Origin of the sequence: Leptospira limi, assembly GCF_026151395.1 — a bacterium.
In the GTDB taxonomy this organism is placed as follows: Bacteria; Spirochaetota; Leptospiria; order Leptospirales; family Leptospiraceae; genus Leptospira_A; species Leptospira_A limi.
The window spans coordinates 1,451,976-1,468,014 of the sequence record NZ_JAMQPV010000001.1; the positions used below are offsets into that span (position 1 = coordinate 1,451,976).

The 16,039-nt window shown below is 38.7% G+C and carries 13 protein-coding genes; 8 read left to right on the forward strand and 5 right to left on the reverse strand.

Annotated features, from left to right (window positions below; genetic code table 11):
• Positions 1-31: 31 nt before the first annotated feature.
• Together ND812_RS06795 and ND812_RS06800 are read right to left on the reverse strand one after the other, a co-directional pair.
• Entirely contained in the window at positions 32-1,147 is a 1,116-nt protein-coding gene (locus tag ND812_RS06795) for a glutamate ligase domain-containing protein (protein ID WP_322113653.1), read from the reverse strand.
• 118 nt (positions 1,148-1,265) lie between these two features.
• Entirely contained in the window at positions 1,266-2,156 is an 891-nt protein-coding gene (locus tag ND812_RS06800) for a shikimate dehydrogenase family protein (protein ID WP_265374824.1), read from the reverse strand.
• 75 nt (positions 2,157-2,231) lie between these two features.
• Between ND812_RS06800 and ND812_RS06805 the strand changes: the two genes are divergently transcribed.
• Positions 2,232-2,576 (forward strand): hypothetical protein, encoded by a 345-nt coding sequence (locus ND812_RS06805; RefSeq protein WP_012387849.1) that lies wholly within the window; start codon positions 2,232-2,234, stop codon positions 2,574-2,576.
• Here ND812_RS06805 and ND812_RS06810 read toward each other — a convergent pair.
• Together ND812_RS06810 and ND812_RS06815 are read right to left on the reverse strand one after the other, a co-directional pair.
• Positions 2,484-3,326: a glycosyltransferase family 2 protein gene (locus tag ND812_RS06810; protein ID WP_265374825.1), complete on the reverse strand. Its 843-nt coding sequence runs from the start codon at positions 3,324-3,326 to the stop codon at positions 2,484-2,486. The two genes, ND812_RS06805 and ND812_RS06810, sit on opposite strands and share 93 nt — an antisense overlap.
• A 7-nt stretch (positions 3,327-3,333) precedes the next feature.
• Positions 3,334-4,032 (reverse strand): histidine kinase, encoded by a 699-nt coding sequence (locus ND812_RS06815; protein ID WP_265374826.1) that lies wholly within the window; start codon positions 4,030-4,032, stop codon positions 3,334-3,336.
• Between the two features lie 117 nt (positions 4,033-4,149).
• Here ND812_RS06815 and ND812_RS06820 point away from each other — a divergent pair, with 117 nt between their 5' ends.
• From ND812_RS06820 to ND812_RS06850, 7 genes are read left to right on the forward strand one after another with little or no spacing between them, the layout of a single operon-like run.
• On the forward strand, positions 4,150-5,442 hold the full coding sequence (locus ND812_RS06820) for a hypothetical protein (RefSeq protein ID WP_265374827.1): 1,293 nt from the start codon (positions 4,150-4,152) through the stop codon (positions 5,440-5,442).
• Entirely contained in the window at positions 5,439-6,602 is a 1,164-nt protein-coding gene (locus tag ND812_RS06825) for a S1 RNA-binding domain-containing protein (RefSeq protein WP_265374828.1), read from the forward strand. The genes ND812_RS06820 and ND812_RS06825 overlap by 4 nt, the downstream gene beginning before the upstream one ends.
• Before the next feature lie 4 nt (positions 6,603-6,606).
• Positions 6,607-7,074 carry a tRNA (cytidine(34)-2'-O)-methyltransferase gene (locus ND812_RS06830; protein ID WP_265374829.1) on the forward strand — a complete coding sequence of 156 codons (468 nt, stop codon included), beginning with the start codon at positions 6,607-6,609 and terminating at the stop codon, positions 7,072-7,074.
• A gap of 48 nt (positions 7,075-7,122) precedes the next feature.
• Positions 7,123-7,791: an ATP-binding protein gene (locus ND812_RS06835; protein ID WP_265374830.1), complete on the forward strand. Its 669-nt coding sequence runs from the start codon at positions 7,123-7,125 to the stop codon at positions 7,789-7,791.
• Between the two features lie 6 nt (positions 7,792-7,797).
• Positions 7,798-9,792, forward strand: a complete 1,995-nt coding sequence (gene uvrB, locus ND812_RS06840) for an excinuclease ABC subunit UvrB (RefSeq protein ID WP_265374831.1) — start codon at positions 7,798-7,800, stop codon at positions 9,790-9,792.
• Positions 9,793-9,805: 13 nt separating this feature from the next.
• On the forward strand, positions 9,806-12,178 hold the full coding sequence (gene lon, locus ND812_RS06845; RefSeq protein WP_265374832.1) for an endopeptidase La: 2,373 nt from the start codon (positions 9,806-9,808) through the stop codon (positions 12,176-12,178).
• A complete protein-coding gene (locus tag ND812_RS06850; protein ID WP_265374833.1) occupies positions 12,175-14,658 on the forward strand; it encodes a transglycosylase domain-containing protein in 2,484 nt (827 codons plus the stop codon). Before lon ends, ND812_RS06850 begins: the two co-directional genes overlap by 4 nt.
• On the opposite strand, the gene ND812_RS06855 is transcribed toward ND812_RS06850, so the two are convergent.
• Positions 14,615-16,039 (reverse strand): ABC transporter substrate-binding protein, encoded by a 1,425-nt coding sequence (locus ND812_RS06855; RefSeq protein ID WP_265374834.1) that lies wholly within the window; start codon positions 16,037-16,039, stop codon positions 14,615-14,617. The two genes, ND812_RS06850 and ND812_RS06855, sit on opposite strands and share 44 nt — an antisense overlap.

A 16,039-nucleotide genomic window follows, 5' to 3' on the forward strand; every position in this document is an offset into this window, starting at 1 on the left:
CTCGTTCAGGATTCATTTGTAAAGTCCAATTTTACATCTTTATTGTATTTTGTATTAAATTTGCCACAATTCCATAAAGTCGGAAACTTCCTAACACCAAAACCGGAATTTCGCCTTGGAATAAGGGAACTAACTCGGGAAGGGAACTTCGCCTCATGGTTCTCTCATGGAGCCTCCCTGTAGGGGCAGGGAAACGGCCAAAACCCTCTCCTTCCCAAAGGATGAGGTTTTCTAGGTTTGGTTCAGGTAGGGCATTCAGAATCTCAGCCAGGTCTTTGTCGGGAAGGCTTCCTAGTACTACATGGAATTTTCTGTGGTGATTGGCAAATTCAAGTGAGGTGGTGCGGATGGCATCTGGGTTATGGGAAGGGTCAAAAACGACAATTGGTTTGGTCGAAAGGACTTCCATCCTTCCTTTCGGTTTGCGAATGGAAGTAAAAGGAATGTTGGAAACTGATGTTTCTTGTTCCTTTAAAATATTTGAGACAATACTTTTTGCATAAAGAAAATTTATCTCCAAATAACTATCTTTAGGTGGAATGGAAATCACATGTAGTGGAACCGTTTCTTTTTTGGGCCGAGTGTGAAATGATTCAGGAAGGGATTCCACTTCTTCCAGAAACGCAAAAAGAGACAAAGTTTTATCACTTGTAATCCCCAGTTTTTCTTGGCAAATGGCTTCTTTCGTGTTCCCTAAAATTTCAGAATGATCGAGTCCAATTTTGGTAAGGACAATATAGTCTGCTTCTACAAGTTTTGTGGCATCAAGCCTTCCTCCAAGACCCGCTTCCCAAATTTCCACACCCATAGATTGTTCATGGAAAAATCGATACGCAAATGCAGTGAGAAATTCGAAGTAAGACAAAGATTCATAACGTTGTAAATCTGCTAAAAAAAAGGTTTGGAAACAAAGATTTACATCCTCTATGTTGGGAAGACATGGTTCACCTTCTCTCACCAGTTGAAATCTCTCTAAAGGTGTGAGTAGGTGAGGTGAGGTATAAAGACCTACATTGTATCCTAATTTGGAGAATAAACAAGCTAAGTAGTGTGAGGTGGAACCTTTTCCATTTGTTCCAACAACACTGATCCGAATGGGTTTTGGTTTTTTTATATCAAAGGAACTTTGTATATGTTCGAATACCAATTTTATTCCATCAAGGGTGTAATTTTGGAAGACATTAAAATTTCTTGTTTTTTCAATGTTTTGCCTTTGGTTTAAAAACTCTATGAAATGCATTATAAACAAATAGGGGCTTTCGATTTTATTTTCTATGTTTTAATTCTTTGAGTAAAGTGGATTCTACTTTTTGGATCCATTTTTTCTTTAGAGTTTCGCCGGTAAAAAGTTCAAATTGCCTGATCCCTTGGTACAGTAACATATGGTAACCTGGGATAATTTCTGCCTTCTTTTTCTTTGCTTCTTTTACAAGATCAGTTTCCAAAGGGTTGTAAACAATGTCGAATAACGTGTGTTTTTTGGTAAAAAAATGAGAGTCTAAAATTGGTTCACCACCAACTCCATTCATCCCCACTGGTGTTGTATGGATGATGAGATCATACTCTTCTCTATTTTGTATCACTTCCTCTTTTGTAGGTTGTTCGAGCCAAGAAGGATTTCCTAACGATTGTTCGATTTCATTTTTAGCTATTTTATTTCGGGCAAGAATGTGTACTTTTCGTTTGAAAGAATGTTGTTTGTGATAACCTTCTAATTCTTTTGCGATCGCAAATAAAATCCCTTTGGCACTTCCACCACTCCCTAAGACTAAGATTTTTTTTTCAATGCCCGGATTGACCAAATCTGAATTCATTTGTTTGATCGACTCTAGTGCACCCGTACCATCTGTATTCACAGCACTGATTCCATTTCGGAAGAGAAGTGTATTGGATGCTGCCATCGTCTTTGAAGCTTCACAGGCTTCGTTTGCTTGGGTATACGCCCATTCTTTGAATGGTATCGTAACAGAAACTCCTTTGACACCTAAATCGAGAAGAGGTTTTAATCCGATTTGTTTCCAGTGTTCGTTTTCAAAAACTAGATACACTCCATCGTAACCGCTGAGTTTAAATAGAGTATTGTGGATCCAAGGGGATAGGGTATGGCCTAAGGGAAATCCTAATATGCCAAAGATCTCTGTGTGTTTTGAATACAAGGAAAACCTCTTTTTTTTATCTTATGGACTAAACAATGGCTTACCGAAAATAGGTAATAGACAGGTACAAGACCAATGATTTCATTACCGCTTGCCGCACCATCAGAACCATGGACAATTCTCGTTGATATTTTATTCTTTTTTCTCGCATCCGCAGCCTGTGCCTATTATTTTTATTATTACAAACGAAAAGACTTACTCGGAAAGTTTTGGGGATCCACATTTGTCGCAGGGATTGGGGCTTTGATTGTATTTGCTACTTTACAAACATACATCAGAGACATCATCATGTGGCTCATGTCACCGAAAATTGGATCAACACAATTATCAAACGTGAATTTGGTCGCTATTTTTCTTGGTGGATTTTTTGCTCTCTATATCATGAACCGAATCAACCATAACAAAGAAAGAAGGGACTGAGTTCGATTTCTCATACAACTTCAAATACTTTAAAAAATTATAATAAAACCCAAGGAGAGCAAGGACAAAACCTTGTTTTCCATCTAGGATTCCCAATCGAATCCAATACATATAAAATCCTTTAAAACATCCCTTTAAGAAAGCCCAAAAAACCGAAGACCGTTTTCCTTTTCTAAATTCTTCTTCTGCAAACAAACTCGAATAACGATCTATAAACTTTAAATGGTCTGAAATGTTTTTGTAAGAATAATGGAAAAGTGGATTTTTTAACTTTGATGGTTTCCCATTGAGTTTGACTCTTTCGTGCACCAAACCACCGCTAAATTGTCCTTCTGATTTCTGGAACAAACGCATTTGGTAATTTGGATAATATCCACCAAATCGAATCCATTTTCCTAGATAATAGGTAAGCCTTGGGACGAGATATCCCTTTGTTTCTAAAGGAAGTTTTGAAAAAAGAAAAAGAATTTCTTCTTTGAGTTTTGGGGAAACAACTTCGTCAGCATCGATGGCAAGGACCCAATCATATTTTGTTTTTGTGATCGCAAAGTTTTTTTGGTCAGCATAGTTTTGAAACTCATGGTGGTAAACACGTGCACCAAACGATTTTGCGATGTTTACAGTATCATCAGTGGAACCTGAATCCACGACTACGATATCTTCGATGAAGGAAATCGCTTGGAGTGTACGACTGAGATTGTCTTCTTCGTTTAAAGTGATGATGGTACAAGAAAGGGGAATTGATGTCATTGAGAGGTTAATTAGAATCGCGTTGGGAAATATACTTTTCCGTTAAAGGTATTTCCAATCTTGCAATTGTGGAATCTTCGCCAATGATGATTCTAAAAAAATTAGGATCTATCCCTTCCCCTTTTAACATGATGAGAATGAGCGCAAGACCAAGTCCTGCACCTTCTGATGTATCCGCATTGTTGATATAAAACTGAGCGATATCATCATACATCATCCCTTTTTCCAATCGTTCCCGGATGGATTTTTCTTCTTCTTTGGCAATGGGTGTATTATTGATCACTTCAATGATGATACCATCATCGTTGTATTTAAAATTAATAAGGCAGTAATATCCTTTTTTTTTGGCTTTGATCCCAAACTCGTTCGACATTTCTTCCGAAAACATCTCCCGGTATTCCCGAACCCCTCTTGCATATTCGGAAGGGTTTAACATACTATAACCCCTTTCTTCAAAAAAGACCCGTTTTTGGTTGGCCTTACAGGCATTGATGGCGAGTTCTTTGATGATGGTGTAGAGAGTGGGAACAAGGGTAGGGTAAGTGAGTCTGTCCAAGATGAGGCCTACGGCCTCCTTGATGTGTTCCTCGACGGATTTGGAGACCCGATGGGTCTTTAGCGAGAGAATTTTCCCGTTTTCGATATGTAATTTGATGTGATCAGAAATCTCGCTTGTTTCCTTTCCCATACCCGAAATCTTTTCCATTCTAGTCCTTACTGTCAAGGTACTAAGACCGCTAGCATGAAAAACCGCAGGCTTCTATCCCTCACCTTATTCCTATCGGCCATTGCCCCCTCGATTCTTTTGTCGCAATCATTGAAAATGAAATCTGTTCGGATCTGGGACAGTGAAAAAGCCAATTTTTCTGGATTTGTGAATGTTGAAGTGGCGCAGGGTAAAATCGTTTCCATCCAACAGGCAAAAGAAATTCCGAACCCTGAGTTTGTTCTCCCTGGGTTTTGTGATGCATCCGTCACCATTGGGGCCAATGCAGTTGGGGGCAAAACATCCAGGGCGGAACTTCCCAAGGTCCTACTTGGGTATTTATCTGCTGGATTTAGCCATATTGAATCCGTTGCGGATCCCAATTTGGCACCACTGCTCAAAGAAATGGCCAAGTCAAAATGGAATGGTCCCATCCTATCCCAAGCGCAAAAACCAATTTTGTATCCAGAACTGAATGCAGGAGATGGTGCCATTTACCAATCTGGTTTCAAAGGGACAGTTGACCCAAAACGAAATAAGCACTTCCCCGTTTTTCTGAAGGAAATGGACAACCGAGGGTTTTCGCAGACGGAACTTTTTTCCAAACGAAAGGAAGTAGAAGAAAATGGTCATTTGGCTCTAGCTTATACCTTCGCTGATAAAACCAGTTGGGAAGATGCTTTGGATACAGGATTTTCTGTCTTATTCCATCCGATGCCAGAAGGAACCAATTTATTCCGAGCGCAAAAACGAAACTTTTTATGGGCTCCTATGTTTGGCATTTTGTACCTCCAGGAAGTAAAAAAGAACCCAGAGGTTTGGAAAGAAGAACAATCCCAATGGGCTAAACTCAATCCCCATTATGCGAAGTATTGGAAAGATTCACTTGTTCCCGAAGAGGAAAATTCTGATTCATTTCCCACTTCGCCATTTTCTGTTTTTGCTTCCCAGTTCCAATTGGAAAAGGAAACACATTCCAACTTACTCTTTGCGAGTGGAGCAGGTCATTGGGGTTTATTCCCTGGCCAAGCTGCCATTGTGGAAGTTCGCCTTTGGGAATCTTTACTCCAATCAGATGCAAAAAAAGACGAACGGCCAAACGAAAGTACCTCAAATTTTTGGGACTCACTCTTTGGACGGAAAACATACTCAATTCTCTCCATCCCAAAAGATGAGGAAAGCCTACCTATGATACGGCGTCGTATCATCCAAACTCTGACAGAAACAACCTGCCAATACCTAGGTGCTGACCATGGAGGCAAACTCCGAGTGGGAGGCCCTGCACATTTTTCGATCCTTACGGAAAATCCCCTGAAACGCACTTCTGGAATATTTCCAATTGAATCCATGGTATTGGGAGGAAAATTGGTATATACCTCCAAACCCACCAAGGAAGGAACCGCAAAATGAAAGGCCCATCCTCAGAATTTGACCGTTTATTAGAAGAAAGTTTTAAAAAAAGACAATCCATTGAACCTGGCTCACGCCATGAAGCGAAAGTAACAGCTGTTAAGAATGATTATGTATTCATTAGAACCATAGACAACAAGGTCATTGGGAATATCTCTACAGAAGAGTGGAGAGAAGAAGTGTTACCAAAAATTGGTGATACTCTTATCGTATATTTTTTAAAAGAAAATTCTGGTGATTTTTATTTCACGACTTGTCTCTCGCAAGACAACCTAACAGAAGAAAATTTAGAACTTGCAAATCAGTTTGAGATCCCAGTGCTTGGCCAACTCTTATTGGAAGGGAATGGTGGATGGGACGTGAAACTCGGCAGTTACACTGCTTTTGTTCCGTTCAGCCAATTGGATGTTTCACTCAAAGGTAAAAATATTTCTGGTAAACGGGTTAAGTTTATCATCTCTGAACTTGGGAAAAAACAATCCAAAATCCTACTCTCTCAAAAGAAAATTGCTGATAAAGAAAGAGAAACCAAGAAACAACTGTTACGTGATGAATTAAAGGTAGGAATGTTTGTATCCTGCACTGTCAAAAGTATTCATAAGTTTGGACTCATCGTGGATATGGATGGACTTGATGCCCTAGTTCCACAATCGGAAGCCACATACAAAAAAAGTCCAGACCTCACAACTGAGTTTCGAGTGGGAGAAACTCTCCGTGCAAAAATTCTAACTTTGGATTGGTCTACGAATAAAATCTCCCTCAGTGTAAAAGACTTTTTGTCAGATCCATGGTCTGGCAAACTTCCATTTAAAGAATCTGATATTGTATCAGGAACTGTAGAATCCATCAAACCTTTCGGACTTTTTGTACGCTTAGGAGAAGATTTTTCTGGTCTTGTTCCCAACAAAGAAACGGGAATCCCACAAAGAACTCCACTGAACACAGTGTTCCAACCTGGCCAAAAACTAGAAGTGTTTGTATTGGAAATCAATCCTGAAAAAAGACAAATTGCTTTATCTATCTCTAAAGCTTCAGAAGCTAAAGACAGAATGGAATACCAAGAGTATCTTTCTAAAGATGAGTCCAATCCTTCGGTTTCCAGTTTTGGTCTTGCTTTGAAAAAATCTTTGGAAAACCAAAATCAAAAAAAGAAGAAGTAGTCCCTTGGAAGTTGCATTGTATCGCCCGGAAATTCCACCTAACACTGGTAACATAGCTCGTTTGTGTGTGAACGCTGGTGTTCCCTTGTCCATTGTGGGTGAACCAGCCTTTGATCTTTCGGAGAAGGCAGTGAGGAGGGCGGGACTCGATTATTGGAAGGACTTGGATTTTACTCAGTTTCCTTCCTTTGAAGAATTCCAAAGGACAAAACAAGGGGAAGGGAAACGAATTTTCCTAGTATCTAAGTTTGGAAAAAAAACCTATTGGGATGTTTCATTTTCCTCTCAGGATGTGTTTTTATTTGGTCGTGAGACCTCAGGCCTTCCAGAAGAAATACACAAAGGTCACCCTTCTGACCAAATCATTTCGATTCCTATGGCAGAAACGAGTCGTTCGATCAATTTATCCAATGCTGTTGCCATCATCCTTTATGAAGCACTGCGCCAAGAAAAAACAAGGACTAACCCCTAAGGGATAAAACAATTTACAGTTCCTCCGTTCCCATTGAAATGGGAATATATGCCGTTCCCTCTCTCAAGAACCGAGTTAGAGAAAGAAATCAAAACTTTGTTCTCCAATGGACTTTCGGGGAATGTGAACGATTTTACCTCATGGGTGTTTATGGAAACCCAGAGAAAATTCAAAGATGTACCAAACGTCACTTTGGAAACAGTCACCACAGTGATGGATGAGTTTGTCAAAGACGGACTCATCACCACAAACCCCATTGACCCACGAGAGTACTACATTACGGACGAGTCTCCAATCATCCGAAAGATGGGAACATCCGAATCCTTTGTGATCCTCGGAGCACTTCACTATAACCCAATGCAATATGTGCGAGCAAGACTTGCCTACTTTCTCAAACGGAATGGTATTGATGAAGAGTTACGGATGGATCTATGCATTGCCACTGTGGAAGCCGTAGAAAATGCCGCAAAGTATGGTGATGGTGGTGGTGTGGAAGTTATCTTCCAAATTGATAAACAAAAAGTCTTTAGCATTGAAATGATCAATACTGTAAAAGATTTTAATTTAGAAGATGATATCCAAAGAGGTAAATTTTCTTCCACAGCAACACTGATGCGTGGTATGATGGTCATGCAAAAACTTTTTGATTCAGTGGACTTAGAGATCACTGATAACAGAAAACAAGCTATCCTAAAAGCAACTCGTAAACTAACATAGGTTCCTATGGCAAATTTCAAAATGGTTTCTCCTTTCAAAGCTGCCGGAGACCAAGTGAAAGCAATAGAAAATATTGCGAAGTCATTCGGTGAAGGTAAAAATAAAATCACCCTCGTGGGTGTGACAGGTTCAGGGAAAACCTTTACGATGGCTGAGGTCATCACCCGAGTCAAAAAACCTACACTGATTTTATCTCATAACAAAACCTTAGCTGCACAATTATTTCGTGAGTTTAAGGAATTTTTTCCTGAAAATGCCGTAGAATATTTCGTATCCTATTACGATTATTACCAACCTGAAGCTTACGTGCCATCATCGGATACATTTATCGAAAAAGATATGTCGATGAACGAAGAGATCGACAAACTCAGGTTGCGTGCAACCTCCAGTTTATTAGAACGTGATGATGTGATCATTGTGAGTTCTGTGTCTTGTATTTATGGTTTGGGTTCCCCTGAAGATTATATGAACTCGGTTGTCATGTTACATGTAGGTGATAAAATCGATCGTGACCAAATCATTCGTAAGTTTTTACACATCCAATATGCAAGGAACGATATTGATTTTAGCCGTGGGAATTTCCGAGTTCGCGGAGATACCATTGAAATTATGCCATCCTACCAAGAAGAGGGAATTCGAATCGAACTCTTTGGTGATGAAATAGACGGACTTGCCAAAATTGATCCACTGACTGGAAAAGTAAAAACCAAACTAGACCGAGTGGTAGTGTACCCTGCAAAACACTTCATCACTTCCGGCCCAAAAATCAAAGATGCCATTGAAAAAATCAAAGAAGAGATGGCGGCCCAAAAAGAGTATTTTTTAAAACAAGGTAAACACTTAGAAGCCGAACGAATTGAATCTCGTACGAATTACGACATGGAAATGTTACTCGAACTCGGGTATTGTAGTGGGATTGAAAACTATTCGAGGCATTTGACAGGACGTTCGGAAGGGGAAAGACCTGCGTGTTTACTCGATTATTTTCCTGGGAAAGATTTTTTACTTATCATTGACGAGTCACACGTAACTCTCCCACAAATTGGTGGGATGTATGCAGGGGATAGATCCAGAAAACAAACGTTAGTTGAGTTTGGGTTTCGGTTGCCAAGTGCCCTTGACAATCGTCCACTTAACTTTGTGGAATTTGAATCCATGACACCAAGGACTTTGTATGTGTCTGCCACACCCGATACAAACGAACTCGAAAAAAGTGAAGCGGTATTTGAACAAATCATTCGCCCTACGGGACTTCTTGACCCAATTGTGGAAGTAAGACCAACCACCAATCAAATTGAAGATTTACTCAATGAAATTCGTTTGCGCATCGAACAAAAGGAAAGAATCCTAATCACCACTTTGACAAAAAAAATGTCAGAGGATTTAACTGACTATTACAAAGAAGTGGGTCTAAAAATCGCTTACTTACATTCAGAAATTGATACCATCGAACGAACGGAAATCATCCGAGATTTACGTAGAGGTGTTTATGATTGTATCGTCGGGATCAATTTACTCCGAGAAGGTTTGGATATTCCAGAAGTGTCTCTTGTTGCCATCCTTGATGCAGACAAAGAAGGTTTTTTGCGTAATTACAAATCTCTGATTCAGACCATTGGTCGTGCTGCAAGGAACGTAAATGGAAAGGCAATTTTGTATGCGGATCGAATGACTGATTCCATCAAAAAAGCGATAAGTGAAACGGAGAGACGTCGATTGATCCAGGAGTCGCATAACCAAAAAATGGGGATCACTCCACAAACAATCAAAAAAGAAATTCACGATATCCTTCCGAGAGAGATGGCGGAAGAGGATAGCAAAGAAGAAGCCTTAAAAGATTTAGAAAAAGAATTTACATTGAAGAAATACAAAACCAAAGACAAGTTACGTGAAGCATTAAAACGAGAAATGTTACGTTATGCTCAAGATTTGGATTTTGAAAAAGCTGCTATGTTTCGTGACAAAATGTTAGCACTTGGCCCGGATAAAATAGAATCATAAGGAAGGATACGGATTGGAAACGAATGAATTTTGGGAAAACCCAACCAAATTGGCAAGACTAGAAGATACTTTACCGAAACAGATCTTTTTACTTCCGATCAAAGTACGACCTGTTTTTCCTGGTATCATTACACCTCTAATCGTTCCTCCAGGTAGGTTTATTCAGTCCATTGAGGAGTCTTCCAAAGGTGCTGGATTCTTAGGCCTCATCTTGTTAAAGGAAGATGAATCGGAGCTTCCTTCTGAAGATAATATTTTCCAAATCGGTGTTGTTGCTAGGATTTTAAAAAAAATCAACCTACCAGATGGTGGGATGAATATTTTGGTGAATACGATCCAACGATTTAAAATCAATTCCATCCATACCAAAGAACCAATGTTAATTGCCAATGTGAGTTACCCAGAAGAAGAATTGGGTACAAGTAAAAATAACATCAAAGCATTGATGCGAACATTACTGATTTTGACTAAAGAACTCGCACAAAACAATCCATTATTCACAGAAGACATGAAGTTAACCATGATGAATGTGAATGAACCAGCCAAGATGGCTGATTTTGTTTGTTCCATTCTCAATTTGGAAAAAGAAGAATACCAATCTGTCATTGAAGCCATTCCAATCAATGATAGACTCGAAAAAGTTTTACTTTTTTTAAAGAAAGAGATTGAACTGGTCGTTTTACAGAAAAAAATCCAAGAACAAATCAATGATAAAATTGATAACCAACAAAGACAGTTTTTCCTAAGGGAACAATTGAAGGCAATACAACAAGAGTTAGGCGTTGGCGAAGACAAAACCGAACAAAAATATGATAAACTCCTCGCCCGTTTAAAAGCCATTCCCGTTGCAGAAGAGATTATCGTTGAAGTGGAACGAGAGATAGATAAATTCAAAAACTCAGATCCAATTTCCAGTGATTATAATGTCATTCGGAATTATTTGGATTTAGTAGATAGTTTGCCTTGGGAAAAACCTGAAACAAAAGATATCAACTTACTCCATGCCAAAAAAGTTTTAAACCGTGACCATCATAAGTTAGAAGATGTAAAAGAAAGGATTTTGGAATTCTTAGCAGTTCACAAATTAAATCCGAAAAGTAAAGGTTCTATTCTTTGTTTAGTGGGACCTCCTGGAGTTGGAAAAACTTCGATTGCAAAATCCATTGCAGAAGCACTCGGACGAAAGTTTTACCGATTTTCTGTGGGTGGTGTAAGAGATGAAGCTGAGATCAAAGGCCATAGGCGAACCTACATAGGTGCGATGCCAGGGAAACTCATCAATGCACTAAAAATCACGAAAGAGCGTGATACTGTGATTTTGTTAGATGAGATTGATAAGATGTCACAAGGTTACCAAGGGGACCCACAAGCGGCTCTTCTTGAGGTACTTGACCCAGAACAAAATTTTAATTTTAGAGACCATTACTTAGATCTTCCATTTGATTTGTCGGATGTACTGTTTATTGCCACTGCCAATACCTTTGAACCCATTCCAAGAGTTTTACTCGATCGTATGGAAGTGATCCAACTTTCAGGTTACATCACAGAAGAAAAGGTTCAAATCTTTCAAAAGTATTTGTGGAGTAAAATCTTCATTAAAAATGGATTAAATCCTGATTTGTTTTCGATGAAAAAGGAAACTGTGAGCCATCTCATCAACTCCTATTCAAGAGAATCGGGATTACGTGGACTTGAAAAAACTTTCGATAAATTGGTTCGTAAACTTGCCCTTAAACAAGTGTTAAAGGAAAAGTATTCCAAAGAAATTCGTGAAAAAGATTTGGTCGAATATTTAGGACCTCCACCGTTTGTGGATGACCGTATGACAATTCCAAAAGTTCCAGGAACGGCTCTTGGCCTTGCTTGGACAAATGCAGGTGGATCAACGTTACTCATTGAAGCTGTCCTCATCCCAGGAAAGGGAGGTTTGACTCTCACTGGACAAATGGGAAAAATGATGGAAGAGTCAGCAAACATTGCTTTGTCGTTTGTGAAAAACTATTTGAACAACGATGCGTTGTTTGAGAAAAAAGCCATCCACTTACACGTACCAGATGGTGCAACTCCCAAAGATGGTCCAAGTGCTGGGATTACAATGGCAACAGCCATATTATCTCTTGTATCCAATCGTATCATTAACCCTGGTTTTGGTATGACGGGTGAGTTAACGTTAACTGGTGAAGTTTTGGCAATTGGTGGATTACGTGAAAAAATTGTAGCCGCCAAACGAGTTGGAATAAAGAAAATCATCTTTCCAAAAGATAATGAAAAAGCGTTCCAAGAAATCCCTGATTACGTGAAAAAAGGTGTTTCCTTTTATCCTGTCACTCGATTTGAAGAAGTGGAATCATTGGTTTTTCCTAAAACAAAGAGTAAGAAAAAATGAACTATAAAAATAATTCCTTTTATTTGATTTTAGAAGTATTGTATGGTCATTTAATCGATATTATGCGATTCTTGTGGCAAAAAAAGAACCAAGTTTTGACAATTGGATTCCTTGTTGGAGTCTTTCTTAGTTTTTTCTTCTTGGCAGGTGCCTACGTAGTTTGGTCTGGAGAAGAAACAAGGGTACATAAATCTTTAGAGAAATACAGATCAGAAGTATCCAATTTTTATGATAGTTTCCAGCCTAAGTCCGTAAAAATTCTGGATCGAAGTGGAAAGGTGATGGGTGAATTTTATCGTCGTAATTTTCGCCCAATTCGAACTGATAATTTAAGAAAACATAATGTGATTGTTTGGGCAGTACTTTCCTCTGAAGATAGAGAATTTTTTTCTCATTCAGGTATTAATTACACAGCAATATTACGTGCTGTTGTTACAAACTTAGTCCAATTTAGGTTATCGCAAGGTGGATCCACCATCTCACAGCAGTTAGCAAAATTAACTCTCAATCTGGGAAAACGAAATTTATTCAATAAACTTACTGAGTTATATTGTACTTTTTATATCGAAAGCCAATATTCGAAGGAAGAAATATTGGCAATGTATCTGAATCAAATTTTTTTGGGAGAAGGAAATACTGGCGTGGAAGAAGCGGCCAGATATTATTTTCGAAAACCTGCATCGGAACTTAGCCCTGAAGAAGCGGCACTTCTAGTAGGAATCATTCCAGCACCAAGTGTGTATAACCCAGTTCGTAATTTAGGCATTGCACTTTCTCGCCAAAAACGAGTATTATATGACATGGCGCGAAATCCAGAACTTCATCCTTCGCAAAAAGATATCCCTGTGAAGTTTTCAGATTCTATTGAAGTCAATTTAAAACGTTTTCGAACGATTTACAAAGTGAAAGAATCGAAAGACGAAGATGGAAATCCAAAGTATTCAAGTGAAATTGGAAAATACGGAGCGGATAAAGACTTTCGAGTTAATTTAGCTCCAGATTTTAATGCCGAGATCAGAAGGTTTATTCTCGAAAAGTTTTCTAATGAGGATTTGGAAGAACGAGGACTTCTTGTTTATACTACCTTAGATTTGGAAAAACAAAGGTTCGCAGAGGAAGCGTTGAGGATTGGTGTTGATTCTGTGCGTGCAGATCTGTCCAAACAAGAGTTAGAGTATCAAACTAAAGGTAAAGCTGATTTAGCTGAAGTGACTAGAGGAATTTTACCTCAACTTAGTGGATCAATGATTTCGTTAGATCCAGAAACAGGAGATGTAGAAGCTCTTGTAGGAGGGTATAAAATTTCCAATGTGTTTCGTTTTAATCGTGCTGAAGAAGCAAAACGTCAACCTGGATCCACAATCAAAGCATTAGTATATGCATTGGCCTTTGAAAAACGAATCGTAAATCCATCCTCAAAAATCAAAGATGAGAAATTAGATATTTCAGGTTATTCACCAAAAAACTGGTATAAAGGTTACAAAGGTGAGATAACTGTTCGCCAAGCTTTAGCACAATCAGTCAATACTGTCTCTGTCAAATTATTACATGAAGTTGGGATTTCGTATTTCATTCAAAAATTAAGTGCGATTTTATCGATTCCTGAAGAGGAAGCAGAACAAAGATTCCAACGTAATCTTTCCCTGGCTCTGGGTTCAGGGGAACTGAGTCCAATGGAATTATCAACAATCTATGCAACCCTCATGAATGGCGGAAGAAGAGTCACTCCTCGAAAGATTATCAAAATCACAGATATGGATGGGAACGAGTTTTACAATACAATTCCCAATGAAGCCGCAGAACAGATATTAGATCCAGTTGCGTGTGCAATGGCGATTAACACGTTACAGTCAGTACTCACAGAAGAAGGAACGATGACCCTTAAAAGAAAGGAAGGGGAGCCATTTTTGTATGCGGGGAAAACCGGTACAGTGCAATCTCCTAAACTCAAATCATCGAAATGGAAAGGTATGAAAGGTGTGAGAGATGTTTGGTTTGCAGGACTTACTCCGAGAAATGTAACAGTTGTTTGGGTGGGACATGATGAAGGTGCACCTTTCCCTGGGTCAGGTTCCGGAGTATCAGGTGGAATTTGGTATCGCTACATTCAAAATGTAAAAACCAAATTAGGAATGGGAAACCAACTCATTCCAAGTTTTGTCGGTGATTTTGTGAAGGTGGATGTTTGTGCTGATGATGGAACACTCATTGAAAATAATCCCGAGTATATTTGTAAAGTGCCTCTATATGCACAGTATTATTATATAGGTGATTTACCTCCCAAACGAATAGGATTTAATAAATCGGAACCACAACCAAATTCTATTTCACAACCAAACAATTTAGAAGAGGATGATTCTGAGATTTCAACTTATAATGCAGATGGATCAAAAACACAACCAGCAGCAGTTGATTCAGTTGAATTGGAACCACCACTTATAGATAATCGGCGAGTACGTTATAACGAAGAAAATCCTTAGAGACTAGGTAGTTTTCTTGGATCGACCATAAAAAGATCCAAGGTTTTTCTTCCGTGACGATTTCGATCACTTGTTTGGCATCAGAAAGATTTCGATTTGGTTTGTTTAAAATCGAACCAACGATATGATTTTGATAAAAGGACCTATTCCCTCCATTCCCAATTTTATTTGGATGGAAAACGGGATCTAAAAAATTCCAAACTGAGTCATAGTCTGAATACCAAGTAAGTAAAGTTAGGTCACCTTTACCTTCCCCATTTTCTTTATACAACGGTGCTTTTTCCATCGGCCTTAGTTTGATGTTTAGTCCAATTTCAGCTAATGCTTGTCTGATGGCTCTACCTTTTGTTTGGTTTTCATCATCTCCTCTCATTCGAAAATCGATTTCTTTCGTTAAAATATTAGGATAACACTTTGATTTTTTGAGTTCAGAAATTGCCTTCTTTTTGTTATAAGTGATATCGTTTAGCTTCAGATGGAGATTCAGTTTTTCTAAATAGGGAATTGGGATCGGGCCATAGGTTAGGTCTGCATGGTTTTCCAACAATTTTTTGATGATCACTTCTCTGGGAATACTTAAGTTCAATGCGGTGCGGAAGTGAATGTCAAAACATGGGTTGGTTTGATTGATGGTTACATACTGTACGGATCTTCCTTTTTTTGTCAGAGTGAATTGAGAAGTTGCTTCAGGGATAGAGAGTAAAAAATCTGATAGTTTGAATGCATCTAATTTTGATTTGCGATATAAAAATAAGGAAGTTGTGGATTGAGGTAAAATGAGAAAACGGATGGATTCAGGAAGGTTGTTTGTTTCCTTATTTTGAGAAACTAAACTGATAAACTCATTTTTTTTCCATTCAATGAGTTTGTAATCTCCATAGGTTTGTAAACGATTTTGTTCCCAATCTTTTTTCCCAATGATGGATGCAAATGGTAAACTGAACTTCTCTTTCCATTCTGATTCCGAAGTCCCTTTTTGGAATCGAAACTCTAATTGAGTAGGGGAAAGGATATGAACCGATTTGAGAAAACGGTAATCTTCTTTTCGAGGATACGATTCTTGGATTAACCTTGTGAAACTAAAGTGGATGTCTTCAATGGGAGGAGCCTTTTTTCCTAACTGGATTACCAGGATTTCCTCTGTGGGACTCTCAAGTTTTTGTGATTTTTGGATCCAAGGGGAAACATAGGCATTTTGTTCTGCCTTAAAAAGTCCCTGGTGGAGGAACCTAGCTAACTTTTGGCATGTTAAATCCGTACAAAACAAAGGATCCAATTGGGCGGGATCCGAAGGCAAAGCGATTTGGATCGCAAACTCCTGTTTGTCTTTTCCACAAAAAGTGAGGGACAAGAGAAAGAAAACGAGGGATAAGGTTCTCAT